This is a genomic window from Rothia sp. BD8, from assembly GCF_044878465.1.
Classification (GTDB): domain Bacteria; phylum Actinomycetota; class Actinomycetes; order Actinomycetales; family Micrococcaceae; genus Rothia; species Rothia kristinae.
On record NZ_JANJES010000008.1, the window covers coordinates 35,244 to 57,529 of the forward strand.

Annotated in this window: 20 protein-coding genes and 1 tRNA gene; 11 read left to right on the top strand and 10 right to left on the bottom strand. The window is 72.5% G+C overall.

The genetic code is table 11. The annotated features are described in order from the left end of the window. Positions 1 to 130 precede the first annotated feature (130 nt). The 3 genes from NQ707_RS07645 to NQ707_RS07655 form a co-directional block, all read right to left on the bottom strand. On the bottom strand, positions 131 to 1,570 hold the full coding sequence (locus tag NQ707_RS07645; RefSeq protein WP_404435314.1) for an MATE family efflux transporter: 1,440 nt from the start codon (positions 1,568 to 1,570) through the stop codon (positions 131 to 133). A gap of 62 nt (positions 1,571 to 1,632) precedes the next feature. Further along, positions 1,633 to 2,634 carry a YgcG family protein gene (locus NQ707_RS07650; RefSeq protein ID WP_166637410.1) on the bottom strand — a complete coding sequence of 334 codons (1,002 nt, stop codon included), beginning with the start codon at positions 2,632 to 2,634 and terminating at the stop codon, positions 1,633 to 1,635. Beyond that, positions 2,631 to 3,692: a hypothetical protein gene (locus NQ707_RS07655; RefSeq protein ID WP_100463399.1), complete on the bottom strand. Its 1,062-nt coding sequence runs from the start codon at positions 3,690 to 3,692 to the stop codon at positions 2,631 to 2,633. Before NQ707_RS07655 ends, NQ707_RS07650 begins: the two co-directional genes overlap by 4 nt. A 181-nt stretch (positions 3,693 to 3,873) precedes the next feature. On the opposite strand from NQ707_RS07655, the gene NQ707_RS07660 reads away from it, so the two are divergent. Beyond that, entirely contained in the window at positions 3,874 to 4,938 is a 1,065-nt protein-coding gene (locus NQ707_RS07660; protein WP_058731037.1) for a biotin/lipoate A/B protein ligase family protein, read from the top strand. Between the two features lie 131 nt (positions 4,939 to 5,069). Here NQ707_RS07660 and NQ707_RS07665 read toward each other — a convergent pair whose 3' ends face one another. From NQ707_RS07665 to NQ707_RS07675, 3 genes are all read right to left on the bottom strand, one after another. Next, on the bottom strand, positions 5,070 to 5,546 hold the full coding sequence (locus NQ707_RS07665) for a DoxX family membrane protein (protein ID WP_242650361.1): 477 nt from the start codon (positions 5,544 to 5,546) through the stop codon (positions 5,070 to 5,072). A gap of 248 nt (positions 5,547 to 5,794) precedes the next feature. After that, a complete protein-coding gene (locus tag NQ707_RS07670; protein ID WP_058731036.1) occupies positions 5,795 to 6,184 on the bottom strand; it encodes an RNA-binding S4 domain-containing protein in 390 nt (129 codons plus the stop codon). Between the two features lie 48 nt (positions 6,185 to 6,232). After that, entirely contained in the window at positions 6,233 to 6,838 is a 606-nt protein-coding gene (locus NQ707_RS07675) for an NAD(P)-dependent oxidoreductase (RefSeq protein ID WP_404435318.1), read from the bottom strand. 360 nt (positions 6,839 to 7,198) lie between these two features. Here NQ707_RS07675 and NQ707_RS07680 point away from each other — a divergent pair, with 360 nt between their 5' ends. The 3 genes from NQ707_RS07680 to NQ707_RS07690 are packed head-to-tail and all read left to right on the top strand — an operon-like array spanning position 7,199 to position 9,521. Continuing rightward, on the top strand, positions 7,199 to 8,011 hold the full coding sequence (locus NQ707_RS07680; RefSeq protein WP_058731034.1) for an SDR family NAD(P)-dependent oxidoreductase: 813 nt from the start codon (positions 7,199 to 7,201) through the stop codon (positions 8,009 to 8,011). An 11-nt stretch (positions 8,012 to 8,022) separates the two neighbouring features. Further along, the gene (locus NQ707_RS07685) at positions 8,023 to 8,949 is read left to right on the top strand and encodes a DUF808 domain-containing protein (RefSeq protein ID WP_404435320.1); all 927 of its coding nucleotides are present in this window, start codon (positions 8,023 to 8,025) and stop codon (positions 8,947 to 8,949) included. Positions 8,950 to 9,002: 53 nt separating this feature from the next. Next, complete coding sequence (locus tag NQ707_RS07690) at positions 9,003 to 9,521, top strand: ferritin (RefSeq protein ID WP_061225192.1); 519 nt, start codon at positions 9,003 to 9,005, stop codon at positions 9,519 to 9,521. 210 nt (positions 9,522 to 9,731) lie between these two features. Here NQ707_RS07690 and NQ707_RS07695 read toward each other — a convergent pair. Next, positions 9,732 to 9,818, bottom strand: a tRNA-Leu gene (locus NQ707_RS07695). A 260-nt stretch (positions 9,819 to 10,078) separates the two neighbouring features. Between NQ707_RS07695 and NQ707_RS07700 the strand changes: the two genes are divergently transcribed. Genes NQ707_RS07700 through pknB form a run of 7 tightly spaced genes read left to right on the top strand, consistent with a single transcriptional unit; the run spans position 10,079 to position 20,364 of the window. After that, on the top strand, positions 10,079 to 11,104 hold the full coding sequence (locus tag NQ707_RS07700) for an FhaA domain-containing protein (RefSeq protein ID WP_404435324.1): 1,026 nt from the start codon (positions 10,079 to 10,081) through the stop codon (positions 11,102 to 11,104). Further along, positions 11,089 to 11,607, top strand: coding sequence for an FHA domain-containing protein (locus tag NQ707_RS07705; RefSeq protein WP_064725861.1), 519 nt, complete (start codon positions 11,089 to 11,091; stop codon positions 11,605 to 11,607). Before NQ707_RS07700 ends, NQ707_RS07705 begins: the two co-directional genes overlap by 16 nt. Positions 11,608 to 11,612: 5 nt before the next feature. Further along, entirely contained in the window at positions 11,613 to 13,439 is a 1,827-nt protein-coding gene (locus NQ707_RS07710) for a PP2C family serine/threonine-protein phosphatase (RefSeq protein ID WP_081101471.1), read from the top strand. A 5-nt stretch (positions 13,440 to 13,444) separates the two neighbouring features. Continuing rightward, a complete protein-coding gene (locus NQ707_RS07715) occupies positions 13,445 to 14,971 on the top strand; it encodes an FtsW/RodA/SpoVE family cell cycle protein (protein WP_404435387.1) in 1,527 nt (508 codons plus the stop codon). Beyond that, positions 14,968 to 16,410, top strand: coding sequence for a penicillin-binding protein 2 (locus NQ707_RS07720; protein WP_100463400.1), 1,443 nt, complete (start codon positions 14,968 to 14,970; stop codon positions 16,408 to 16,410). The genes NQ707_RS07715 and NQ707_RS07720 overlap by 4 nt, the downstream gene beginning before the upstream one ends. Further along, positions 16,407 to 18,194, top strand: coding sequence for a protein kinase (locus NQ707_RS07725; protein WP_404435326.1), 1,788 nt, complete (start codon positions 16,407 to 16,409; stop codon positions 18,192 to 18,194). Before NQ707_RS07720 ends, NQ707_RS07725 begins: the two co-directional genes overlap by 4 nt. A 7-nt stretch (positions 18,195 to 18,201) precedes the next feature. Further along, the gene (gene pknB, locus NQ707_RS07730) at positions 18,202 to 20,364 is read left to right on the top strand and encodes a Stk1 family PASTA domain-containing Ser/Thr kinase (RefSeq protein ID WP_404435327.1); all 2,163 of its coding nucleotides are present in this window, start codon (positions 18,202 to 18,204) and stop codon (positions 20,362 to 20,364) included. Positions 20,365 to 20,494: 130 nt separating this feature from the next. Here the strand turns inward: pknB and NQ707_RS07735 are convergent, their stop codons facing one another. The 3 genes from NQ707_RS07735 to NQ707_RS07745 are packed head-to-tail and all read right to left on the bottom strand — an operon-like array spanning position 20,495 to position 22,108. Beyond that, complete coding sequence (locus NQ707_RS07735; protein WP_061225186.1) at positions 20,495 to 21,133, bottom strand: aminodeoxychorismate/anthranilate synthase component II; 639 nt, start codon at positions 21,131 to 21,133, stop codon at positions 20,495 to 20,497. Between the two features lie 48 nt (positions 21,134 to 21,181). Next, positions 21,182 to 21,355: a hypothetical protein gene (locus NQ707_RS07740; protein WP_165590132.1), complete on the bottom strand. Its 174-nt coding sequence runs from the start codon at positions 21,353 to 21,355 to the stop codon at positions 21,182 to 21,184. Next, positions 21,356 to 22,108: a class E sortase gene (locus tag NQ707_RS07745; RefSeq protein ID WP_058731759.1), complete on the bottom strand. Its 753-nt coding sequence runs from the start codon at positions 22,106 to 22,108 to the stop codon at positions 21,356 to 21,358. Positions 22,109 to 22,286: the final 178 nt, after the last annotated feature.

The window sequence follows — 22,286 nt, forward strand, 5'->3', positions numbered from 1 at the left end:
TTACCTCGCCCTTGGCCGCCCCTGCTCACCGCACCGTTACACACAACGGGAGATGCGTGACATTCCGGGGTGCTGCACGCCCAGGAATGTCACGCATCTCCAGTTCTGCGGGAGGGAAGAGGGAGGCTGGTCAGGTGCGGATCCAGACGTCGCGGCGGGCGCGCAGACCCAGGGTCAGCCCGCGCAGACCCATGAACAGCCCGGCATATGCCGCCCAGAGCCACACGAATCCAGCGGGATCCGGCCCCGCACCGGTGCCGCTCGGACCGGAGGCCCACCCCACCGCCAGCAGCCCGGGCAGGTACCCGAGCAGCGCGATCAGCGAGGCCACGGCCAGATACCGGACATCCTCCGCGCCGATCAGCACGCCGTCGAGGATGAACACGTAGGCCGCCAGCGGCTGACCCACCGCGACCACCAGCATCGCCAGCAGGAACAGCCCCCGCACCTGCGGGTCCTGCGTGAACGCCGGGCCCAGCGCCCACCCGATCAGCGGGCACAGCAGCCCGGTCACCACCCCGAAGCCCAGGGACCAGCGGATCAGCCGGTCCATCAGGTGCCTCACCTGCGCTCGGTCCTCGGCCCGTCGCACGTCCCGGGCGCCCATCTCCTTGCCGAGCATGGCCTGCGCGGCGATCGCCAGGGCGTCCAGACCGAAGGCCAGGAAGCTGAACACGGACATCGTCAGCTGATACGCGGCGAGATTGGTCTCCCCCTGGCGGGTCGCGACCACCACCGTCGCGAGGATCGCGATCCGCATGCACAGGGTGCGCAGCATCAGCCAGGACCCCACGGACAGGATCGCCCCGAGGCGCCGCGGCGTCGTCGTCAGCGCCACGCCGTGCCGGCGGGCCCCGCCCACGATCATCACCAGGTACACCGCGGCCATGCCCCACTGCACCAGGGAGGTGCCCAGCGCGGAGCCGGCGATGCCCATCCCCAGCGGGTAGACCAGCACCCAGTTGATCCCGACGTTCGCCGCGGCCCCCACCGCCGCGACGTACAGTGGGGTCCGGGTGTCCTGCAGGCCCCGCAGGATGCCCAGGGCCGCCAGGACCACGAGCATCGCGGGCAGGCCGGGCATGGACCAGCGCAGGTAGGCCACCGCGTGCTCCAGGGTGGGCCCGTGCGCGCCCACCGCGGCCAGCAGCGGCCGGGCGAAGCTCCAGCCCAGCACGGCCAGCACGACGCCGAGCCCGGCCGCCGTCCACAGCCCGTCCCCGCCCTTGCGGTAGGCCCCCGCCAGGTCCCCGCGCCCGTAGGCCCGGGCCACCGCGGGGGTCGTGGAATAGGAGAGAAAAACCATCAGCCCGACGACGGTGGTGACCACCTGGGAGGCCGCGGCCAGGCCCGCCAGCTGCGGGGTGCCCAGGTGCCCGACGATGGAGGTGTCCGCGAGCACGAACAGCGGCTCGGCGATCAGCGCGCCGAAGGCCGGCACCGCCAGGGCGAGGATCTGGCGGTTCAGGGAACGGGGGTCCGCGGCGACGGACCCCGGCGGGGCGCTCGGGGCAGCGCCTGCGGCGGAGACGGCGTCGGGGTGCTGCGGAGGCTGGCGGCGGAAGATCACCGGATCAGTCTAGGAGCCGCGCGGCACCTGGGCTGGCTCGGACTGCCCGGCGTCGGGAGAGATCAGAAGCTGCCGCTGGCCCCGCCGCCGGAGAACCCGCCGCCCCCGCCGAAGGAGGAGCCGCCGCCGGAGGAGGAACCCGCGTAGGACCCGTACGCGGGGGTCCAGGAGGATCCCCAGGCCGGACGGCCCGAACCGCTGTAGAGCCGGGGCACCTGCTGGTACAGGGCCAGCCAGGCGGGGAAGGTCGCGACCCAGATGGTCCGCACGGTGGGATCGACGGAATCCTGATCCCCCGGCCTCGGCATGTCGATGTAGTACGTGCGGTATCCCGGGTAGGCCTGGCGCGTGGTGCGCGAGACCCGCACCCCCGGGTGCTCCCGCTCGAAGCGGTCCATCTCCGCCATCGCGGTCTGGCCGCCGTCCGGGGTGCGGCGGGCCGGGTTGCGGTACCGGCGCGTGAGCACGACGATCGGCCAGATCAGGATCGCCGCGAGCATCCCGCCGGTGCCGAAGGCCATCACGCCGACCACGACGGAGGCGGCGGTGCTGCGGGGGTACGGGATCGGCGAGCCGTCGGCCCGGCGGTAGATCTGCTGGATCGTGGAGGACAGGGCCTGCCGGTAGCGCTCCTCCTTCAGGCCGGGGCCCAGGACGTCGTCCAGCAGCTCCTCGGCCGCCCGATCCGGGAGGATCTCGCGGGCACCGTCGGCCACCTCGATGCGCGTCTTGCGCCGGTCCATGTCCACGGCGATCAGCACGCCGTTGTCCCTGCCGGCATCACCCACGGCCCAGCGGGTGGCCAGCTCCCGAGTCCACTGCTCCCAGTCGCCGCTGGACTTCTCCACGATGGCGACGGCGACCCGCACCCGGTCCGTGGTGCGGTTGCCGTCTTCGATGAGCCGGTTCAACTCCCGCAGGTCCGCTGCGGAGAGCACGTTCGGCTGGTCCAGCACGTTGCCGCCGGGCGGCCGCTGGGGCAGATCACCGGGCTCCCCGCCGCAGCCGCCCAGGGCCAGGATCAGCGCGGCCAGCAGCAGGGCGATGAGGGCCCTGAGTCTCATACCCATCTCCACCGCCCCTTCCCGGTCATCCGACGGTGCCCCACGATCCACAGGATGGGCCCGAGGATCAGCAGGAGCAGGGCGGGCAGGAGCAGCACGGCCGCCGTCTCACCGAAGACCCCGGGGGCGATGCCGTGGTCCGCGGTCCACATCCGGTGCGGCCCGGCCGCCGTCGCCTTCTTGCCGTCCGGGCAGGAGACCCGGTACGTCCCGGCCTCACCGGTGCGCACCGTCGCGACGGGACGCAGCAGGGCCTCCCCGTCCCACCCGGTGCTGGCGGTGTCCAGGGGCAGCGGGCGCACCCGGCCGTCCCCGCCCGCCTCCACCGCCTCCACGGTGCACTTCTGCGGATACGGTCCGGACATCCATTCGGCCCGGTAGATGCTGATCTCGGCATCCGCGGGCAGGGTGATCTCGCGGGACCCTGAGAAGCTCTGCCCGCCGGGGATCCCCGCCGAGGGGGTGAGCATCGCCAGCCCGATCGCGGTGAGGATCATGGCCCCGCCCAGCACGGTGAGGTTCCGGCCCGTCTTCTGCCGGCCCTCCCCGGGGCGGCGTCGACGTCGCGCGGAGCCGACCCCGCACAGCACCGCCCCCAGCGGCAGGCCGAGGAAGGCCCCCAGGAGGACGGCGACGTCCGCGTCGTTCTCACCCATCACCGCGGTGTTCTGCCGGTGCTGATCCGGGATCTGCTGGGGATCGGCCAGCAGCATGGGGTGCCCGGCCTCGCAGGAGAGCCGATACTCCCCGGCCGCGCTCACCCGGAAGGTGAGCACCGGCACCCAGAGGGCTTCGTCCTGCACCACGGCGCTGTCCAGGTCCAGGTCCTGGCGCAGCACCGCTCCGGTTCCGCCCTGCGGGGTCACGGTGCAGGCGTCCTCCAGCAGCAGCACCTTGCTGTAGATGTCGTAGGTATGCCCGGACTCCAGCCGGTAGGTCTGCGCGGAGCGGAACTGGGCCGTGGCGCTGCTGGGCGTCTCCCACGGCATCCGGCCCACCAGCGTGCCGGCGACGACGCCGAGCACGGACAGCGCCAGGACGAACAGCCCCACGGGCACGTGCCAGGAGGACCTCCACCGGGGCGAGGCGCGGACCGGGCGCGAGCGCGCCTGGCGGCCCGCGAGCCGGCGGTCTTCGGTCTGCGCGGACGGGTCCGGCGGGTTCCGCGGTCCTGGTCGTATCCGCCGGAAGCGGGATCGGGTCGGGCGGAGGGACCCGGGCGGTCCTAGGCTGGAGGATATGAGCGGACACCATGCTGAGATCAAGGTCCCCGGCGGCAAGCTCGTCGTCGCGGACGTGACCACCGACGCCGAGCGCATCACGGCCGCGACCATCTCCGGGGACTTCTTCCTGGAGCCGGAGGAGGCCTTCGAGAGTCTGGCCCCCGCCCTGGTCGGCGCCTCCGTGCACGAGGACGGCGCGGCCCTGACCGCGCGGCTGGATGCGGCGCTGGCGCCCTTCGGGCAGGAGCTGCACCTGCACGGCTTCTCCACCGCCGACGTCGCCCTCACGGTGCGCCGGGCGGTGACCGAGGCGCAGGACTTCTCCGACTTCTCCTGGGAGATCCTGCGCCCGGGGACCCTGCCGACGGCGCTGAACGTGGCCCTGGATCAGCACCTGCTGGAGCAGGTGCAGGCCGGGCGGCGCGGGCCGACGCTGAGGTTCTGGGACTGGGAGGACAAGGCGACCGTGATCGGCTCCTACCAGTCCTACGCCAACGAGCTGCACCCGGAAGGGGTGGCCGAGCACGGGATCGACGTCGTGCGCCGGATCTCCGGGGGCGGGGCGATGTTCATGGAGGGCGGCAACTGCGTCACCTACTCGCTGTACGCCCCGGATTCCCTGGTGGCGGGGCTGAGCTACGAGCAGTCCTACGCCTTCCTGGATCAGTGGGTGCTGCAGGCCCTCGGGGAGCTGGGGGTGCAGGCCTGGTACAAGCCGATCAACGACATCACCTCCACCGGCGGGAAGATCGGCGGAGCAGCCCAGAAGCGGGTGCCGGGCGCGATCCTGCACCACGTGACCATGTCCTACGACATCGACGCGGACAAGATGATGGAGGTGCTGCGGGTCGGGCAGGCGAAGATCTCCGACAAGGGCATCCGCAGCGCCAAGAAGCGAGTGGACCCGCTGCGCCGGCAGACCGGGGAGTCCCGGGAGGGCATCATCGCGGCGATGACGCGGGTGTTCCGCGCCCGCACGGGTGCCGCCGACGGTCAGCTGAGCCAGGAGGAGCTCGACGCCGGGCGCCGCCTGGTGGAGGAGAAGTTCGGCACCGAGGAGTGGACCCACCGGGTCCCCTGAGGCTCAGGCAGCAGTCCCCGCCCACCGAGGGCGGGGGCCGGGTCGGGTTTCGTGCTGAGATGCGGAGATCGTGCTTCAGATGCGTCCCGCCGTGCGGTATCTCAGCACGAACCCGGTATCTCAGCGGGGCGTCAGTCCTGGCGGGTGCTGGACAGGGCCCAGTCCACCAGCACGGGCTGGAAGAGCAGGCGCGCGGCGCGCTTGCGGTCCGTGTCCAGCCCGAAGCCGTCCTTGCGCTCCACGAACTGCGCGACGTTGCCGGGGAACACCCCGATGAACAGGCCCGTGGCCAGGTGCCCGAACATCTTCGGCCTCTTCCCGGAGATCAGGCCGAGCCCCAGGGCGATCTCCACGACCCCGGAGCCCAGCACCACCAGATCCGGGTCCAGCGGCATCCAGGAGGGCACCTGCGCCTGGAACTCCTGCCGGGAGAACGTCAGGTGCCCGACCCCGGCGAAGGTCAGGAACCCGCCGAGGGCCACCCGGGCCAGACTGCGACCCGGGTGCCCGGGCACCACGCGGTCCTCCCCCTGCGGCACTCCGGCGGCCTCCTGGAACCGCTGCAGCCGGCGCTCCTGCTGACGACGCTGACGACGCTTGCCCATCATGTTCGTGCCTTCCCTTCTCTTCTCGTGAACGGACCGCCGCGCGCTCGTCGTGCGGCCGATCCTGTCTCGGCTGCGATTCTTCTCCACACCGGAGCGCGGCGTCGGCCCCGGACCCGCCGATTAAGCTCTCAGCCGTCCCGGCACGGCAGAGGGCCACACGCCGCCCTCGCGGTCGTGCGCAGGGTCCCGGTGGCCACGGGGATGACGGCTCGCGGAGGACGCGCTGCGGTGCCAGCTCCCTCCGCGGCTCAGCGAGCCCGCAGCCGATCCAGCTCGCGCCGCTCCTTCTTGGTGGGCCGCCCGGCCCCGCGCTCGCGCCGCGGGACGGGGGCGGTGAGCGCGCTGGGTCTGGGCGGGGAATGGTCCACGTAGCATTCCCGGGCCACGGGCGCCCCGACGCGCTTGGCGATCAGCCGGGTGACTTCGAAGACCCGCTCCCAGCCGGGCTGGCGGACCTTCACGACGTCGCCGACGCGCACCGGCTGGGAGGCCTTGACCGGCTGGTCGTCCAGCCGTACGTGCCCGGCCCGGCAGGCGGCGGTCGCGGCGGAGCGGGTCTTGAACAGGCGCACGGACCACAGCCACGCGTCCAGCCGGACGCTGCCGGGACCCTGCGGGGCGGGGTCGGTGGTGCTCATGGCGACCACTCTATCGACGCCGCACCCGGGCCCCCGGCCCCCGGCGGCTCAGTTGGCGACGGTGAAGCGGCGGCCGGCGTGGGCGTCGGACTCCGCCTCGTCCACCAGGGCCACCGCGAAGTCCTCGGCGGAGATGCTCTCCCCGGCCGGCACGTCCAGCTCGGTCCGGTAGCTGCCGGTGCGCTGCCCGGGAGCGATCATCAGCGCGGGGGCGAGCATGCTCCAGTGCAGACCCTCGGATGCGCGGTACAGGTCCAGCACGTCGGAGAAGGTCTGGGCCTCCGTCCTGAACTGCTCGGGGAAGTCCGGGGTGTCCTTGAGGCGGGTCTGGGCATCGGCCTGCAGGGCCCCGGCCCCGCCGACCACCACGAGCCGACCCACGGGGGCGGCCTCGATGAGGGCCCGGTGGTCGGCCACGTTCTGGTCCATCTCCCCGCCGCGACCGGAGACGGCGGCGATCAGGGTGACGTCGTGCCGGCCGATCACGTCGATGACGGCGGCGGTGTCCGCGAGGTCCAGCGCCGCGGAGGCGTCCGCGCCCTCGACGGTGCGGCCGCTGCGGCTGTAGGCGTCCACGACGTGGCCGCGGCGCACGGCCTCGGCGACCGTGCGGGATCCGATCATGCCGGTGGCTCCGATGACGGCGATCTTCATGGCTTCCTCCTCGTCCCGGCCCTCACGGCCGATTGCTTTACGGATCAATCAACTCGCGGGGCGGGGACTCTATTCCCGGACGCGGCGGGGGGTGCGCGCAGGAGCGGGTCCCGCAGACGCCGACGGCCCGGACGCCGCGTCGTGGGAGACGCTGCGGCCGGGCCGTCGGTGGGAGCGGATTCGCGGTCCGCCCCTCATCAATCACTCGCACCTTCATGAGGTACTGATGACGATAGGGGCCGATCCTGTGGCCGCACCCCCAGGGACCTGGGAACCACCTGACAATACTGAGCTTGCCGAAGCATCCGGGGTCGGCGCGCACCCGACACGCACCCCCGGCTCGCCCCGTAGGCTGTCCCCATGAGCACCGAGCAGCACAGCACCCTCTCCGCAGATCTCGACGCCATCCAGGACGCGACCCAGCGCTCCGACCTGCCCGTCGTCGTCGTGACCGGCGCCAGCGGCGGCATCGGCTCGCGCATCGCCCTGGACCTGTCCCGGGACCGGCTCGTGGTGGCCGTCGGGCGCCGCCGCGAGCGCCTCGAGGAGCTGGCCGCCCGCGCCCAGCAGGGCCCCCGGCGCCCGGAGGCCGCCCCCGGGGCGATCCTGCCGCTGGTCGCGGACCTGACGGACCTGGAGGGCATCGACGCGGTGTTCTCCCGGCTGCCGCGCGCGGACGCCCTGGTGCACGCCGCGGCGATCGCCCCGCGCGCCACCGTGGCCGACGCCGGCATCGCCCACTGGCGGGACATGCTCGAGACCAACGTGATGGCCCCGGCGGAGCTGACCCGGGTGCTGCTGCCCCTGCTGCGCGAGGCCGCGGCCCCGGTGGAGGCGGACGCCCTGCCGGGCACCGTGGTGTTCCTGGGCTCCGGGGCCTCCCGGGCGGTGAACCCGTACAACGTGGCCTACGCCGCCTCCAAGCACGCGGTCCAGGCCCTGGCCGACGGGCTGCGGCAGGAGACCGCGCAGACCGGGCTGCGGGTGGCGACCGTGGCCCCCGGGCCCGTGGACACCCCGATGGTGCAGTGGGATGACGACTACCCGAAGGCCGCCCCGGCCCGGCTGATCGAGCCGGAGACCGTGGCCCGGTCGGTGCGCCACGTCCTGGACGCCCCCGCGGACACCCAGCTGACCGAGGTGTGGGTCCGCCCGCGCGTCGAGGCGAAGTAGCGGACCCGGTCATGGCGGGAGGGCTCGCGGCGCTGCTGGATGACGTGGCGGCGCTGGCGAAGATGGCCGCGGCCAGCACGGACGACGTCGCGGCGGCGGCCGGACGGGCCAGCGCGAAAGCGGCCGGCGTCGTCGTGGACGACACCGCGGTGGCTCCGCGCTACGTGCAGGGGGTCAGTCCCGCGCGGGAGCTGCCGATCATCTGGAAGATCACCAAGGGCTCTCTGCGCAACAAGATCCTGTTCATCCTGCCGCTGGCGCTGCTGCTCAGCCAGTTCGCCCCGTGGGCGCTGACCCCGCTGCTCATGATCGGCGGCGCCTACCTGTGCTTCGAGGGCGCGGAGAAGATCTGGGAGAAGCTGACCGGGCACGCCCCGCAGGAGGAGCCGGCCGCGCACCAGGGTCCCGATGCGGAGCGGCAGGTGGTCTCCGGGGCGGTGCGCACGGACTTCATCCTCAGCGCGGAGATCATGGTGATCTCCCTGAACGAGGTGGCTTCGGAGGGGTTCTGGTCCCGCGCGGTGGTCCTGGTGATCGTGGCCGTGGTGATCACGGTGCTCGTGTACGGGGTCGTGGGGCTGCTGGTCAAGGCCGACGACGTCGGGCTGGCCCTGTCGCGCCGCGGCGGGCCGGCCTCCCGGGGCGTGGGGGCCGGGCTGGTGCGGGGGATGCCCGCGGTCATGACGGTGATCTCCGTGGTGGGGGTCTTCGCGATGCTGTGGGTCGGCGGGCACCTGCTGCTCACGGGCGCGGATGAGCTGGGCTGGCACACACCGATGGCGCTGGTGCACGCCGCGGAGCACCTGGTGCACGGCGCGGGGGCTGCGGCCGGGGCGCTGACGTGGCTCGTGGAGACGCTGTGCGCGATGGTCGCCGGGTTCCTCGCCGGCACGGTGGTGGTGGGCGCCGTCGCTCTGGTGCGCCGCACCCGCGGCTGAGGCAAGGCTGGGCACTGCTGACACGGAGCGGTTTCGCGGATATCGTCGGGACCATGAAGATGTCTGCAGATCTTGAGAAGAAGTTCCAGGCCCAGGTGACCATGGAGTTCGAGGCCTCCCTGACCTACCGTCAGCTGGCCATCGAGGCCGAGGAGCAGGACCTCCCCGGCATCGCCGCGTGGCTGCGCCACCAGGCGGACGAGGAGATCGTCCACGCCAACAAGTTCATCGACCACCTGGCGGACCGGGACAACCACGCCGCCATCGGGGACATCCCCGCCCCGGGCGTGAAGCGCGGGCTGTCCGTGCTGGAGATCTTCGAGGCCGCCCTGGCCCACGAGCAGAAGGTCTCCGAGTCCATCCGCGAGCTGTACCGCGAAGCCGACGCCGAGGGCGACTACGACTCCCGTCCGCTGCTGAACTGGTTCGTGGACGAGCAGATCGAGGAGGAGGCCACGGTCTCCGAGATCATCGGCCGCGTGAAGCTGGTCGGCGACGACGGCTCCGGCATCCTGCGTCTGGACGCCGAGCTGGCCCAGCGCCCCGAGGAGGGCACCGAGGCCGACGACTGATCCGGCCCCCGGGGGTCAACCCCACCTCACCCCACCCGCGTGAGATGCGGGGTTTCTGCTGAGATACCGTGTTCGTGCTGAGATACCGCACGACGGGACGCACCTCAGCAGGAACCCCGCATCTGAGCACGAAGGCCGCATCCGGACCGCGAGAAGGGTCCCCAGACGCGAAGAACCGGCTGATCGCCGAAGCGATCAGCCGGTTCCGACTGGTGCGCGAGGGGGGAGTTGAACCCCCACTCCGATTAAGGAACACGGACCTGAACCGTGCGCGTCTGCCTATTCCGCCACTCGCGCTTGGACCTTCGCAGCGACCCTGGAGGGTCGTCGCGAAAAGCAACGCTGTTGATCGTACCCAGCTCCCGGCGGCGCTGTCCAATCCGCGCGAGCATGAGCTGCGCCACCCCCGTCCCGGCCCGCACCATCCCGCGCCCAGCGGATCCCCAGGTCCGTCCCGGCACGGGGCGGCGCGGTCTCCTCTATCCTGGGACGAGGCCCGCGAGAGCCCTGCGCCGCGCAGGGCGCCCCCGACGGCGGCCCGGAGCGAGGAGGACTCAATGGGAGTCATCGAGAACATCGAGCGCGGCCTGGAGAAGGCCGTGCGGGGAGTCTTCAGCGCGGGCTCCAAGCACCGCCTGGAGCCCGTGGACCTGGCCAGCCGCCTGCGCGCGGAGATGGACAACAAGGCCTACGCGATCGCCGAGGGCCGCACCATCGCCCCCAACGTCTTCGTCATCGAGTTCTCCGAGACCGACTTCCCCCGCGCCCAGGACTGGGGTCAGGACCTCGCCGAGGAACTGTGCGACGTCGCGATCCGCCACGCCCGCGCCCAGGGCTACACCCTGCGCGGGGCCGTGCGGGTGAGCTTCACCCGGGACCGCACCGGCGAGCTGCGTCCCGGCGAGTTCGTGGTGACCTCCGGGCAGGAGCGCTCCGGGCGCCACCCGCAGGAGGCCTCCCGGGACCGGCGTCGGCCCCGCCCGGCCGCCGCGCGCCCCCGCGAGGACGGGACGCGCACCGCGTCCTCGGATCAGGGCCAGTACCGGCGTCGCGCCCCGCAGGCCCCCGACGCCGGGGCGCCCATCCCCGCGGAGGCAGCCCCCGCCGCCGCGGCCGCGGCCGCGGCAGGCTCCCTGCCCACCGGCTCCTCGCGCATCGCCCCGCGGGTGCCCAGCTCCCGCCGGGGTGCCGCCCGCGCGCAGGCCGCCGCCGCTGCTGCCGATGGGCGCTCCGGTGCCGGTGCGGTGCGCCGCCCGGAGGCGGCCCCGCGCCCGCAGCCGGTCCTGGACATCAACGGGCAGCGCTTCACCCTGCGGGCCCCGTCGGTCGTGCTGGGCCGCTCCTCCGCGGCGGACATCACCGTGGAGGACACCGGGGTCTCCCGGCGCCACCTGGAGATCCTCCACCAGGACGGGGTCTACCTCGCCGTGGACCTCGGCTCCACCAACGGCTCGACCGTGGACGGGGAGCGGCTGCGGGGGCGACGGGAGCTCACGGACGGGTCCGTCATTACAATGGGCAGGACCACGATCGTCTTCCGTCTGCTGACCCCGAGGAGTGGCACCGCATGGCCTCAGAGCTGACCGTCACCCTGCTGCGCTTCGGGTTCCTGGCCCTGCTGTGGGTCTTCGTCTTCGTGATCCTCGCGGCTCAGCGGCGGGATCTCGGCGTCGGGCAGGGTGTGCGCTTCACCGCTCTGCCGGGTCGCCGTCGCGCCCGCTCGGCCGAGGCCGCGCCCCCGGCGGAGAGCTCCGCGTCCGCCGGATTCCGCCAGCAGATGCCCCCGGCCCCCCAGCTGCCGGGCCAGCTGGTGATCGTGGACGGCCCGGAGGCCGGGCGGGTCGCGGCCCTCGGGCACGGCCCGGTGCTGCTGGGACGGGCCCCGGACTGCACCGTGACCCTGCAGGATGACTACTGCTCCGGGCACCACGCCCGCCTGTTCCCGCAGGGCTCCCGCTGGTTCCTCGAGGACCTCGGCTCCACCAACGGAACTTTCGTGGGCGATCAGCGCCTGAGCCGCACCGCCCGTCTGGAACCCGGGGAGCCGTTCACCGTGGGGCGCACCGTGCTGGAGCTGAGAGCCTGAGGCCCATGAGCATCGCCTTCCGCTACGCCGCCGCCTCGGACACGGGTCGGGTGCGGTCCAAGAACGACGACTCCGCCTACACGGGGCGCTACCTCGTCGTAGTCGCGGACGGGATGGGCGGGCACGTCGGCGGCAACGTCGCCTCCGCCGCCACCGTGCTGGACCTGACCCCCCTGGACCACCCGGGCTACCACGGCTCCGCCGGAACGTACCTGGCCGATGAGATCCAGACCGCCAACATCATCCTCAACCAGCTGGTGGAGCTGAACCCGCTGCTGGCGGGGATGGGCACCACCTGCACCGCGCTGCTGGTGGACGGGGACCAGATCGAGGTCGCCCACATCGGGGACTCCCGGGCGTACCGGCTGCGCGGGGAGGACTTCGAGCAGGTCACCACGGACCACACCTTCGTGCAGCGCCTCGTGGAGGAGGGCCGCATCCGCCCGGAGGAGGCCGAGCACCACCCTCACAAGAACGTGGTCATGCGGGTGCTCGGGGACACCGACGCCTCCCCCGAGCTGGAGCTGCTGCGGGTGGACGCCGTCCCGGGGGACCGGTGGCTGCTGTGCTCGGACGGGCTCTCCGGCGTCGTGCCGGAGGAGGAGATCCGCGCGGCCCTAGCCGGCGGCGAGGACCTGGACCGGATCTGCCGCACCCTGATCGAGCGGACCCTGGACGGCGGCGCCCCGGACAACGTGACCGTGGCGATCGTGGAGGTCATCCCGGACCCGGATGCCACGCAGCCCACGACCAGCCGCCTGCCCGCCCAGGATGCCCCGGCGCTGCCCACCGCGACCACCCGCACCCTGCGTTCCAGCCCGCCCGTGGACGCGGACCGGCGGGCTCCGGACTCGCCCGCCGAGGACGCCGCGACCGACACCGCCCGTCCGCCGGCCGAGCAGCCGGTCGAGCACTCAGGCGAGCAGCCGAGCGGGGACCCCGCCGAGCGCGAGGACCCGGAGACCGCGGAAGAGACCCCCGACACCGACGCGCAGCAGGCCGATGCCCAGCCCGGCGGACCCGAGCAGGCCCGGCCCCTGCGCCGGGTGGCCCCGTGGCGTCGTCGCCTGCCCCGCGAGCACGGAGCGATGGTCCGGCACACCCTGCGCCACGGCGCGTGGCAGGGCGACTCCTTCTCCGACGGCGTGCTCAACGCCATGACCCAGCGCTCCGGGATGGACCTGGAGGATGCCGGCACCCAGGAGCTCAGCTCCGCCTCGGCGCTGCGCACCGAGCTGGCCGAGCGCCCGCACGTGCTGGTGGGAGCGGCCTCGGAGGCCACCCGCACCGGTGCGATCCCCGCCGTCGCGGAGGTGACCGTGCAGCGTCGGGCCAGCCTGGCCCAGGCCACCGCGGCCGCCCCGGGTGAGGAGCTGCCGGAGGGACTCGTGGAGGAGACCCCCTCCCGGCGCCGACGCCGCTGGGTGCTGCCCCTGTTCATCGCCGCCTTCGCTCTGGTGCTGGTGGTGGGGGCGGCGTGGGCCGTGCTGCACTGGGTCAGCCAGCAGTACTACGTCGGCGAGTCCGAGGGCCACGTCGCGGTGTACCGCGGCGTGGATCAGTCCCTGGGTCCGATCCACCTGGACGACCTCGAGCAGCGCAGCGACGTGCTGGTCGCGGATCTGCCGGACTACGACCAGTCCCGGGTGCGCGCGGGCATCGCCGCCAGCTCCCGCGCGGAGGCGGATCAGATCGTGGGGGACCTGCGGCAGGAGGCCTCCGGTGCCGCGAAGCCCTCCGCCTCCCCCGCCCCGCAGGGCACGGTCTCCACCGCGCCCTCGTCCCCTTCCTCCTCCGCCAGCCCCTCCCGGACGGACGGTGAGCGCCCGTGAACGCGATGACCGCAGCCCCGAGCCCCCGCGCGGGCGAAGATCCGGACTCCGGCACCCCCTCGCGTCCACCGCGCCCGCGGCGGCTGATCGAGCTGCTCCTGCTGGTGCTCTCCTGGGTCATCGGCATCGGCGGGATGTGCCTGGTGGACCTGGAGCTGGCCGAGTCCCTGGACCATCGCATCGTCTCGGCCGCCGTCGTGCTGGTGGTCGGCTCCCTGGTGATCCACGTGATCCTGCGCGCCAAGGCCAAGTACGCGGACCCGTTCATCCTGCCCATCGCCGTCGCGCTGAACGGGATCGGGCTGGCCCTGATCTACCGGGTGGGCCTGACCACCTCCGCCAAGGTCATCGGCTCCCAGACGGTGTGGTCCGGGCTGGGCATGGTGGTCTGCGCGGGCACGGTGTGGTTCCTCACCGATCACCGGGCGCTGCGCCGGATCACCTACATCTGCCTGGCGGCCTCCGTGGTTCTGCTCCTGCTGCCCCTGGCGCCGGGGCTGGGGCAGGAGATCAACGGGGCGCGCATCTGGATCTCCCTGGGCGGACGCACCTTCCAGCCGGGGGAGATCGCCAAGATCACCCTGGCCGTGTTCTTCGCCGGGTACCTCTCCGCCAACCGGGACCTGCTGCTGCTGGCCGGTCGGCGCATCGGCCCGGTGCGCCTGCCCCGGTTCCGGGACTTCGCGCCGATGCTCGTGGCCTGGCTGGTCAGCATCGGGGTGCTGGTCATGCAGCACGATCTGGGCTCCGCGATCCTGTTCTTCGGGCTGTTCCTGGTGATGCTGTACCTGGCCACGAACTCCCTGACGTGGGTCGGCATCGGGCTGGTGCTGGTGGCCGTGGGCGGGGTCTTCGCCTACCGGACCATGGGCCACGTGACCGTGCGCATCGACTCCTGGGTGCACGCCTTCGACCCGGAGGTGTACAACCGGGAGTTCGGCGGCTCCAGCCAGGTGGTCCAGGGCCTGTTCGGCCTGGCCTCGGGCGGGCTGTTCGGGCGCGGCCTGGGCAACGGTCGCCCGGACCTGGTGCCCTTCGCCAACTCGGACATGATCGTCTCCCTCATCGGGGAGGAGCTGGGCCTGCTCGGGCTGGGCGCGGTGCTCATGCTGTTCTTCCTGCTGGCCACCCGCGGGCTGCGCGCGGCTCTGGGCACCCCGGACACCTTCGGGAAGCTGCTGGCGGCGGGGCTGTCCGCGGTCATGGTGCTGCAGCTGTTCGTCGTCGTCGGCGGGGTCTCCAGACTGATCCCCCTGACCGGGCTGACCACCCCGTTCATGTCCGCCGGCGGCTCCTCGCTGCTGGCCAACTGGGTGATCGTGGGCCTGCTGTTGGCGATCTCCCACTCCGCCCGCGCCCCGCGGGTGGTCGACGACGCCGCCGAGCCGACGTCGGAGGAGCCGGGACGCCCCGCCGCCCCCGCCGAGGAGCTCGGGGCCACCGCGGCGATCTCCCACCTGGGCCGGTCCCGCGCAGACTCCCACGGCGCCGCCCCCACCACCTCCCCGCAACCGGATGGAGACCGTCGATGAACCAAGCGATCCGCCGCACCTGGCTGGCCGTGGCCGGGGTGTTCGTGCTGCTGCTGGGCTCCCTGACCTACGTCCAGTTCTTCGACGCCGACTCCCTGGAGGCCAGCGCCTGGAACTCCCGGCGCCTGTATGACGAGTACGGCTCCGCCCGCGGCCCGATCCTCGTCGGGGGGCAGGAGATCGCCTCCTCCCAGCCATCCAAGGACGGCTTCAACTACCAGCGGGTCTATGCCGACTCCGAGACCTACTCGGATGTCACCGGCTACTTCTCCCTGGTGTACGGCGCCACCGGGATCGAGCAGGCCATGGACCAGGAGCTGTCCGGAGACTCGGACTCCCAGTTCTACGACCGCATCTCCCGGATCTTCTCCGGACAGCAGGCCCGGGGCGCCTCCGTGGAGCTGACCCTGGACGCCAACCTGCAGAAGCTGTCCACGCAGCTGCTGCAGGGCCACCGCGGGGCGATCGTGGCGATGGAGCCGAAGACGGGGAAGATCCTCGCGATGGCCTCCAGCCCCTCCTACGACGCCAACGCGCTGTCCTCCCACGATTCCAAGTCCACGATCGCCGCGTACAACGAGCTCAACGGGAACCCGGACAAGCCCCTGGCCAACCGGGCGATCGGCGGGGACCTGTACGCCCCCGGGTCCACGTTCAAGATCATCGACGCCGCCGCCGCCTTGGAGTCCGGGGAGTACGACAAGGACTCGGTGATCCCCAACCCGCAGAACCTGACCCTGCCGGATTCCACCACGACCCTGCCCAACTACGTCAACGGCCAGTGCCACACCCGCTCGGAGGCGACCATCGAGTGGGCGCTGGCGCAGTCCTGCAACGTGCCCTTCGCCCAGATCGGCATGAAGCTGGGCCAGCAGCGGATGCAGGAGGCCGCGGAGAAGTTCGGCTACGGCCAGCAGCTGGGCATCCCGCAGGAGGTCACCTCCTCGACGTTCCCGCAGAACATGAACGGCTCCCAGCTGGCGATGGCCTCGATCGGGCAGTACGACGTGCGCACCACCCCGCTGCAGGTCGCGATGATGTCCTCGGCGATCGCCAACGACGGCGTGCAGATGAAGCCGACCCTGGTCAGCAAGGTCCGCTCCTCCAGCCTGTCCACCCTGTACGACTTCAAGGCCCAGCAGCTGCGCCGCTCCACGACGGCTCCGGTGGCCCAGCAGATCAAGGAGTGGATGGTCAACGACGTGGACGACGGCATCGCCTCCGGGGCCAAGGTCCCCGGGGTGGAGGTGGCCGGGAAGACGGGCACCGCGGAGACCGGACAGGACGGGCTCAACGACGCCTGGTTCACCGGCTTCGCTCCGGCCGACGATCCCCAGGTTGCGGTTGCTATTGTCTATGAAGACGTAGATGCGACGACGGGCGCGCAGCTGACCTCGCCCGGCGCACAGAAGATCTTTGAGGCGGTGTTGGACAAGTGAGGCCCTCATCATCCACGACCCTGGGTGGTCGCTACGGGCTGACCGAGCGCATCGCCGTGGGCGGCATGGGCGAGGTCTGGAAGGCCAAGGACAAGGTCCTCGGCCGGACCGTCGCCGTGAAGATCCTCAAAGAGGAATACACCGGGGATCCGGGCTTCCTGGAGCGCTTCCGCGCCGAGGCCCGGCACACCGCCCTGCTGAACCACCCCGGCGTCGCCAACGTCTTCGACTACGGCGAGGAGGACGGCTCCGCGTACCTGGTCATGGAGCTGGTTCCGGGCGAGCCGCTGTCCAACATCATCGAGCGGGAGAAGACCCTCCCGGCGGATCGGGTGCTGAACATCATCGCCCAGACCGCCCGCGCCCTGGCCGCGGCCCACGCGCAGGGCCTGGTGCACCGGGACGTGAAGCCCGGCAACATCCTCATCACCCCGGACAACCGCATCAAGGTCACGGACTTCGGCATCGCCCGCCTGGCCGACCAGGTCCCGCTGACCGCCACCGGCCAGGTCATGGGCACCGCCCAGTACCTCGCCCCGGAGCAGGCCACCGGCCAGACCGCCACCGCCGCCTCGGACCTGTACTCCCTGGGCGTCATCGGCTACGAGTGCCTGGCCGGCAAGCGCCCCTTCACCGGGGAGTCCCAGATCGCCATCGCCCTGGCCCAAGTGAACGATCCGCCGCCGCCGCTGCCCAAGACGGTGCCGGTCCCGGCGCAGGCGCTGATCATGTGCCTGCTGTCCAAGGACCCCGCGCAGCGCCCGGAGAACGCGACCACCCTGGCCAGCGCCGTGGACTCGATCCGCCGCAACGACCTGCGGGCGGCCGTGAAGTCCGTGCCGGGGCTCGCCCCGTACCTGGACCTGGGCTCCGAGGATCCCACCCAGGCGATGACGGCCCCCACCGAGGCCCTCGGGGACGCCCCCACCCGCACCTTCGGGTCCGGGGCCGCGGCCGGTGCCGCGACCCATCCGAGCACCGCCTCCCTGCCGGCGGTGGATCAGCAGCCGCGCTCCCTGGAGTACCAGGGCGGCTACGACGGTCCCGGCTCGACGGCCTCCGGCAAGGACGGGAAGCGACGGGGGCCCTGGCGGTGGCTCGTGCCCCTGCTGGTGCTGATCGTCGCGATCGCCGTCGGCGTGGCCCTGCTGCTGACCAACGGGGCCAGCGGCGACGACGACCCGGGCACCCAGCCCACCCAGGGCACGGTCACCTCCGCCTCCGCCGAGCCCACCCAGGCCCAGGAGAGCAGCTCGGGGCAGCAGACCGTGCAGGTGCGCTCCTCGGACTACGAGGGCCGCAAGCTCGACGCCGTCGTCTCGGAGCTGTCCGGGAAGGGGCTGAGCGTGAAGTCCTCCGGCCAGCGCTCCGACCAGGACGCCAACACGGTGCTCGGCGTCTCCCCCGAGGGCCAGCTGGCGGTGGGCTCGGACGTGACCGTCACCTACTCCACCGGACCCGGCTCGGTGACCCTGCCCTCCAGCATGGAGGGCCGGGACGCGGACACCGTGATCGATGAGATCACCTCCGAGGGGGTCAACGTGACCCGCCACGACGAGGCTTCGGACAGCGTGGGCTCCGGCAAGGTCATCCGCACCAGCCCGTCGGCGGGCAGCACCGTGGAGGTGGGCTCGAGCGTGGACGTGTACGTCTCCACCGGCTCCTCCTCCCGGGACTCCGGCGGCTCGGATCAGGACTCCGGCTCCGACCAGCGTTCCACCTCCCCCTCGGCCTCCCCGAGCCCGACCCCCACCGAGCAGGCCTCCCAGGACACTGACGGATGATGCACCCATGAACCAGCGCGTTCCCCGCATTCTCGATTCCCGCTACGAGCTGCACGACGTCATCGGCTCCGGGGGGATGGCCACCGTCTACGCCGCCGAGGACACGCGCCTGGGCCGGCAGGTGGCCATCAAGGTGCTGCGCCCCGAGCACGCGAAGGACCCGACCTTCCGTGCCCGCTTCCAGCGGGAGGCGGAGGCCGTGGCCTCCCTGAACCACCCGTGCATCGTCGCCGTGTACGACACCGGGGCCTTCGCCCCGCTGGACGAGGAGTCCCGGGATGACGGGGATCCCCAGGCCACCGCTCCCATGCCGGCGCTGAAGCCCGAGCTGGAGGGCGACCCGACCGTCGCCCTGGATGCCGGGGACGGGGCCGCGCAGGTCCCGTACATCGTCATGGAGCGCCTGCGGGGAACGACGCTGAAGGACCTGCTGGCCGAGCAGGGCGAGCTGAGCCTGGATGACGCCGTGAGCTACGCCGAGGACATCCTGGATGCGCTGGCCTACAGCCACGAGCACGGGGTGATCCACCGGGACATCAAGCCGGCCAACGTCATGGTCCTGGACCGGGACGAGGAGGATGAGTCCCTCGGGCGGCCCTCCCGCATCAAGGTCATGGACTTCGGGATCGCCCGCGCCCTCACGGAGACGGCGACCCCGCTGACCGAGACGCACACGATCATGGGCACCGCCCGGTACATCGCCCCCGAGCAGGCCCGCGGCGCCGTCGTGGACGCGCGCACGGACCTGTACTCAGTGGGCGTGGTGCTGTACCAGATGCTCGCCGGGCGCCCGCCCTTCGACGGGACCACCAGCGTGGAGGTGGCCGGCCAGCACCTGACGGAGCGGCCCGAGCCGCCCAGCACCCACCGCCCCGAGGTCTCCGAGGCCCTGGACGAGGTGGTGCTCACGGCCCTGCAGAAGACCCGCGCGGATCGCTTCCAGTCCGCCGAGGACTTCCGCTGGGCCCTGGACAACGCGGCCCGCGGACTGGTGGTGCGCGCCCCGGGCGCCTCCGCCGACGCCCCCGGGGCCCACGGCGCCGGGGCCGGTGCGGCCGCCGCGGGGCTCGCCGCGGCCGCGGCCTACGGCGGTCGAGCCCACGATCAGACCGCCGGCGGGTACGGCCCGGACAGCACCAGCATGGAGACCGTGGACGACCCGTACACCACCGCCACCGGCGAGCAGCCGCAGCTGGAGGAGGCCGGGGTCTCCGGGTTCTTCCCGCAGGCCCAGGACGAGTACTCCGAGGACGAGCTGTACGAGAACGAGCGCAACGAGGCCGTGGCCGCGAAGCGCCGACGTCGTGCGGCATGGAAGAACACCATCCTCGGACTGGTGATCCTGCTGCTGGCGGCCACCGCGGCCGGGGCCTGGCTGTACTACAGCCACGAGCTGAACAAGCCCGTGTACGTGGACGTCCCGGCGGTGCGCAACGTCGCCCAGGACCAGGCCGAGGAGTCCCTGCGCAACGAGGGCCTGAAGGTCACGGTCAAGAAGGAGTACGACGACTCCATCCCCTCCGGCTCCGCGATCAAGACGGACCCGCGGGAGGGCACGCAGGTGGAGAAGGACTCCACCGTCACCCTGGTCGTCTCCGAGGGCCCGGCGAACCTGACGATCCCGACGGACTTCGCCGGGCAGTCCGAGGCGTACGTGCGCTCCCAGCTGGAGAAGATGGGGCTGGTGGCCGGGTCCACGAAGACCGTGCACCATCCGTCCATCCCGGCCGGCATGGTCGTGGACACAGATCCGGCGCAGGGGCAGCAGGTGGCCAACGGATCCACCGTGAACCTCGTGCTCTCCGACGGCAAGGTGGCGGTGCCGCAGCTGGTGGGGCTGACCCGCGATCAGGCGGTCGCGGCCCTGACGGACAAGGACGTGCTGCTGAGCACCCAGATCGAGACGGAGCACTCCAGCCAGCCGGCCGGCACGGTGATCAGGCAGTCCGCCGCCGCCGAGACCGCGGTGGCCCAGGGCTCCACGATCACGATCACCGTCTCCCAGGGCCCGGCGGGCACCACCCGCACGGCCTCCCCGACGCCGTCGGCCTCGGCCTCCGCTGCAGAGGAGAGCACCGAAGAGGATTCCTCCGAGGACCGCAGCCCGGCCGGGGACGCCGCCCCCACCGCGAGCGCGACCCCCAGCCCGAGCGCCAGCCGCCGCGGCTGAGCCCCGCGGGACCGGGAACCGCCGGTCCGGCATCGATACGACGATGGGCCCGCCCCTCCTTCCGGGAGGGGCGGGCCCATCGTCGTCGGGTCCCGGTCTCGTCTGGTCCGGGCGGCGTCGGTCCGGCGGGTCAGGAGGCCAGCAGCGGGGACATGCCGCGGGCGCGGCCCGCCGCCCCGTGCAGCCCCGTCATCTCCAGCCAGTTGCCGACCATGAGGTAGCCGTCCTCGGTGAGCACGGACTCGGGGTGGAACTGCACCCCGTGGATCGGGGCGGTGCGGTGGGCGACCCCCATGATGATCCCGGATTCGGTCTGCGCGGTCGCGCGCAGCTGCTCCGGCAGGGTGCCGTCCTGGATGGCCAGGGAGTGGTAGCGGGTCGCGGTGAAGGGCATCCGCACCCCGGAGAACACCCCGGTGCCGTCGTGGGTGAGCACGGAGGTCTTGCCGTGCATCAGCTCCGGGGAGTGCGAGACGGTGCCTCCGTAGGCCTCCGCGATGGCCTGGTGGCCCAGGCACACCCCGAACAGCGGGGTCCCGGTCTGCTCGGCCCAGGGGATCAGGTCCATGCTGACCCCGGCCTCCGCGGGGGCGCCGGGCCCGGGGGAGAGCAGGACGCCGTCGTGCTCGGCGGCCAGGGCGCGGGCCTCGTCGGGGCTCAGCGCGTCGTTGCGGATCACGGTGGTCTCGGCGCCGAACTGCTGGACGTAGCCGACGAGGGTGAAGACGAAGCTGTCGTAGTTGTCCACGACGAGGATCCGGATGCTCACGGGTTCCTCCTGGGTCGGGGTGCGATGGGCGGGCGCCCGGCGGGCGGGTCAGGCGCCGTCGGGCTGGTCCACGGTGACGTCCGGGCTGAGCGGGCTGTACTCGGCCAGCCACGGGAAGACCCACTGCATCAGCGCGAGGACGACCGCCAGGATCAACAGTATCGCGAGCAGGATGCGCACCCACAGGGGTCCGGGCAGGTGGCGGAAGATCCAGGCGTACATCTAGCGCTCCTCGGCGAGGTGGTGGGCGATCTCCTGCGGCGGGCCGGCGGAGGCGGGCTGCCAGCGCTCCAGCACCGCGTAGACGATGAACCGCTCGGTGCTGCCGAAGCGGGGGTTGCAGCTGGTCAGGGTCAGCAGGCGGTCCGCCGGCTCCTTCCCGGGCTCGCCCGGTACGGGGGCGATCACGGAGGCGTCCGAGGGCAGCACGATCTCCCGGTTGCGCACGGCGTAGGTGTAGTACCCGTCCGCGGTGCGCACGTAGATGCGGTCCGCGGGGCTCAGCTCGTCGATGCGGTCCAGCACCTTCCCGTTGGTCTGCCGGTGCCCGGCCACGGCCACGTTGCCCACCGCCCCGGGCATGGCCGAGGAGTCATAGTGGCCCAGGCCCAGGGTGTCCAGCACGTCCTGGGAGGTGCCCTGCACCAGGGGGCGCTCGTAGTCCTCGCCGAAGCGGGGGATGTAGACGATGCCGAAGGGCTGCCCGTGGGCCGGGGCCTTCCCGACGACGGGCTCGCCCCAGTCCTTCTGCGCGTCCGGCTGCGGGGTGGTGGGGCCGCTGAACTGCTCGTTCAGCCGCTGCACGGCCTGCGCCTGGGCGCGGTCGGCGTCGATGTTGGTCCACCACAGCTGCCAGCCGACGAACAGCAGCAGCACCAGGCCCAGGGTGATCAGCAGCTCCCCGAGGATCTGCACGGTCCAGCCGACGACGCCGCGCGGGGCCCGCGGGGCGGCGGGACGGCGTCGGGAGGTCATGCGGCTCCTTTCCTGGGGCGCGGTACGCATCGGCGCCCCCGGCGGCATCGGACGATGCGGTGGGTCCGCCCCGGTCGTCCGCCCCGGTCGTCCGCCCCGGTCGTGCGCCCGGGGCGGGGCCCGCGGGCGAGCCCGGTGCGGGTGCCCGCTCGGCTAGACTCGGGGCAGAGACGGGCGG

Excerpts from the sequence above, each read along its gene's own strand:
- NQ707_RS07650 (WP_166637410.1), bottom strand. The coding sequence starts at position 2,634 with ATGAGACTCAGGGCCCTCATCGCCCTGCTGCTGGCCGCGCTGATCCTG.
- NQ707_RS07660 (WP_058731037.1), top strand. The coding sequence starts at position 3,874 with ATGAGCGGACACCATGCTGAGATCAAGGTCCCCGGCGGCAAGCTCGTC.
- NQ707_RS07665 (WP_242650361.1), bottom strand. The coding sequence starts at position 5,546 with ATGATGGGCAAGCGTCGTCAGCGTCGTCAGCAGGAGCGCCGGCTGCAG.
- NQ707_RS07670 (WP_058731036.1), bottom strand. The coding sequence starts at position 6,184 with ATGAGCACCACCGACCCCGCCCCGCAGGGTCCCGGCAGCGTCCGGCTG.
- NQ707_RS07675 (WP_404435318.1), bottom strand. The coding sequence starts at position 6,838 with ATGAAGATCGCCGTCATCGGAGCCACCGGCATGATCGGATCCCGCACG.
- NQ707_RS07680 (WP_058731034.1), top strand. The coding sequence starts at position 7,199 with ATGAGCACCGAGCAGCACAGCACCCTCTCCGCAGATCTCGACGCCATC.
- NQ707_RS07685 (WP_404435320.1), top strand. The coding sequence starts at position 8,023 with ATGGCGGGAGGGCTCGCGGCGCTGCTGGATGACGTGGCGGCGCTGGCG.
- NQ707_RS07690 (WP_061225192.1), top strand. The coding sequence starts at position 9,003 with ATGAAGATGTCTGCAGATCTTGAGAAGAAGTTCCAGGCCCAGGTGACC.
- NQ707_RS07700 (WP_404435324.1), top strand. The coding sequence starts at position 10,079 with ATGGGAGTCATCGAGAACATCGAGCGCGGCCTGGAGAAGGCCGTGCGG.
- NQ707_RS07705 (WP_064725861.1), top strand. The coding sequence starts at position 11,089 with ATGGCCTCAGAGCTGACCGTCACCCTGCTGCGCTTCGGGTTCCTGGCC.
- NQ707_RS07710 (WP_081101471.1), top strand. The coding sequence starts at position 11,613 with ATGAGCATCGCCTTCCGCTACGCCGCCGCCTCGGACACGGGTCGGGTG.
- NQ707_RS07715 (WP_404435387.1), top strand. The coding sequence starts at position 13,445 with ATGACCGCAGCCCCGAGCCCCCGCGCGGGCGAAGATCCGGACTCCGGC.
- NQ707_RS07720 (WP_100463400.1), top strand. The coding sequence starts at position 14,968 with ATGAACCAAGCGATCCGCCGCACCTGGCTGGCCGTGGCCGGGGTGTTC.
- pknB (WP_404435327.1), top strand. The coding sequence starts at position 18,202 with ATGAACCAGCGCGTTCCCCGCATTCTCGATTCCCGCTACGAGCTGCAC.
- NQ707_RS07740 (WP_165590132.1), bottom strand. The coding sequence starts at position 21,355 with ATGTACGCCTGGATCTTCCGCCACCTGCCCGGACCCCTGTGGGTGCGC.
- NQ707_RS07745 (WP_058731759.1), bottom strand. The coding sequence starts at position 22,108 with ATGACCTCCCGACGCCGTCCCGCCGCCCCGCGGGCCCCGCGCGGCGTC.